The organism is Nostoc cf. edaphicum LEGE 07299, assembly GCF_015207245.1.
Classification (GTDB): Bacteria; Cyanobacteriota; Cyanobacteriia; order Cyanobacteriales; family Nostocaceae; genus Nostoc; species Nostoc edaphicum_B.
This window is the reverse complement of record NZ_JADEXF010000966.1, coordinates 1-2,678: the sequence shown is the minus strand read 5'-3', so window position 1 is coordinate 2,678 and position 2,678 is coordinate 1. Positions and strand designations below refer to the sequence as shown.

Below are 2,678 nucleotides of genomic sequence, written 5' to 3'. Positions count from 1 at the left end.
GAAGAGTATGGCTGTTTCTCTAACTTTTCGTCCCACGGCTTTGAATTAGATGGATTGTATTGGTCAACTAGCGAACACTACTTTCAGGCGCAAAAGTTTGTGGGTACACCTCATGTAGAACAAATCCGCCTAGTTAAAACACCTAAAGATGCAGCAAGAATGGGGCGTGAGAGAACGCGTCCCTTACGCCAAGATTGGGAACAGGTTAAAGATGACATCATGCGGCAAGCTGTGCTGTGCAAATTTCAAACTCATACAGATATTAGAGATATTTTACTTTCTACAAACAATGTAGAAATTGTTGAAAACTCGCCTATCGATTTTTACTGGGGTTGCGGAGCGGATGGGAGTGGTAAAAATATACTAGGAAAAATTTTAATGGAGGTGCGGGATATTCTGCACCATACATACAGGGTATATTGATAATAAAACTATTAAATAAGTTTTTTAATCGAAGTACTCCGGACATAGAGAATATGAATAAAGAAGAAATAGAGACGATCGCAAATAATCTAAAACTGCTATATAGTTATTACTCTTCATGAGTAATAATCTAAAATTCTCGATTAAGCATTCTATAGCGATCACTATATAAACTCTCATTTTTCCTAAACTTATGCTGTGGTAAACCAGCTGGTGAAAGATATATCTTGGTTTTGGGAACACTAGATTTAGCACTAGACTTCACAGGAAGGAGTTGATGTCTAAAGGCGAATGGAATAACTAGATCGAAAAATACAGTTCCCTTGCAATTACCCATAACATACCTAAAACCAGTGAAGCGTAATACAATTACCCATGAATTTGACTCTGGTTCACAAGCGGAAATAATACCTCTACAAGAAAGTGATGACCACTTGTCAGAAGCGTCCAAGTTACTAAGGCAAGGAATTCAACAGCAGCAAGGTGGCGAATTAATAACGGCTATGAAGTCTTTACAGCAATCCTTGGGGCTGTTTCAAGCAGTTGGCGATTTAGAAAAACAGGCACAGGTACTTTCTTTTTTAGGATTGGTAACTTACAGCGCTGGAGACTACAAGGGTGCTATCTCTTATTCCCAACAGTGTCTTTCTTTACTCAATAACACTTCAGATTTAGCATTGCAAATGCAATCTCTTTCCCATTTAGGCAATGCATACCGCCACCTGAATGACCATAATAAAGCTATTGAGTTTCTAGAAAAATGTTTGAGAATAACGCAGCAACTTCAAGACAAACGCAGTCAAGTAGCAGCACTGAATAATCTAGGATTGGTGTATAAAGCTTTAGGCAACTTTACACAGGCCATTGAGTATCAGCAGCAAAGTCTAGAGATTGTGCGGGAACTCAAAGATAATTGGGGCGAAGAACAGGTACTCAAGAATCTAGGTAATGCTTGGTATGCTTTGAACAATTACCAAAAAGCGATCGCCTATTATGAGCAATGTGTAGTACTATCGCGCTCCTTAAAAAATGTTCGCAGTGCTTCTCAAGTGCTAAAAAATCTGGGCAATGCTTGTTATGCTTTAAGTGATTATACCAAAGCCATTAAGTATTATGAAGATCGGTTGCAATTAGCTAGACAAATTCCAGATAAGCGTATCGAGGAACAGTCTTTAGGTAATTTAGTAGTTGCTTGTGAAGCTTTGGGTGACTATAAAAAAGCAATTACATATCATGAAGAACGTTTGTTGTTAGCTAGGAGTATGAAAGATCGACGCAGTGAAGAAGAAGTTCTTAGTCGTCTGAAAGCCGCTTATGAAGCCTTGGGTGATTATGCCAAAGCTATGCAATATCAGCAGGGAACATCTTCAAATAGTTAAGAAGCCAGACCGAAAAACAATTCAAATTTACTCGCACAAATCAATTCCCCCGATTGTCTTTTGTTGTTGGAGATATACGAGAACTTCTAATGTATCTACTTGGGGAAATTCTGCGTAAAAATTACTCACACTCCAGAATGGTTCGGGTGTTTCCAAGACTATTGTGCGATCGCCCCACTCTTCTAACCAGGGTAGCAATTTTTGTGGTGCTAATGGAGTACATAACCAAACTGCTGCTGGAGAAAGCGCTCTCATGGCAGTTGCTGCTACCGCTATTGTCATACCTGTAGCAATGCCATCATCAACTAAGATGAGCGTAGCATTCTCTGCATTCACTTGCGGACAAGCAGGAATTAATTGAGCCTCAAGAGACTTAGCAAGGTTTATCGCTTTATTTAAAGCCACTTCTCGCCACCGCACATCATGTTTAGAGCGAAATAACTTTTGATCGGCCCAAAGAACATTTCCCGAAGTAGTCACTGCACCAATTGCTAACTCTGGGTTTTCTGGATGGCTAATCTTTTTTGCCACAACAATTGTCAACGGACAATTCAAAAGACGTGCTACTGGTGCTGCTACTGGTACACCCCCTCTTGGCAAAGCATAAACAATTGGTACAGGCTTTACCCCAGAATCAATAGTTTGCTGAGTCAAAACATCATGAATTACTCGCGCCAATAACTCACCTGCATGGGTACGATCGGCGAAAAGTGGGGTATGTGACATAGTTTTCCCCCAGCATCTTAGGACAGCAATGCTTTTATCATGACTGAATTTTGTCTCAAATTAACTGATACAATAAGATTTGTATAAATAATTAAGTATTCAGCAAAAGTTTATTGTTCTGATAAATATCCAGCCAGAAGGCTATTTAAC

2 protein-coding genes and 1 pseudogene are annotated in these 2,678 nt (G+C 39.5%); 2 read left to right on the top strand and 1 reads right to left on the bottom strand.

The window, feature by feature from the left end; genetic code table 11:
- Both IQ229_RS23230 and IQ229_RS23225 read left to right on the top strand, forming a co-directional pair.
- Positions 1–423, top strand: a 423-nt coding sequence (locus IQ229_RS23230; protein WP_194047806.1) for an NADAR family protein, incomplete at its 5' end; no start/stop codon positions are given.
- A gap of 277 nt (positions 424–700) precedes the next feature.
- Positions 701–1,802: pseudogene (locus IQ229_RS23225) on the top strand (tetratricopeptide repeat protein).
- A 27-nt stretch (positions 1,803–1,829) separates the two neighbouring features.
- On the opposite strand, the gene IQ229_RS23220 reads toward IQ229_RS23225, so the two are convergent.
- A complete protein-coding gene (locus tag IQ229_RS23220) occupies positions 1,830–2,528 on the bottom strand; it encodes a phosphoribosyltransferase (protein ID WP_194047802.1) in 699 nt (232 codons plus the stop codon).
- Positions 2,529–2,678: the final 150 nt, after the last annotated feature.

Bases quoted from the DNA above. Each gene is read 5' to 3' on its own strand.
- IQ229_RS23220 (WP_194047802.1), bottom strand. From the start codon at position 2,528: ATGTCACATACCCCACTTTTCGCCGATCGTACCCATGCAGGTGAGTTA.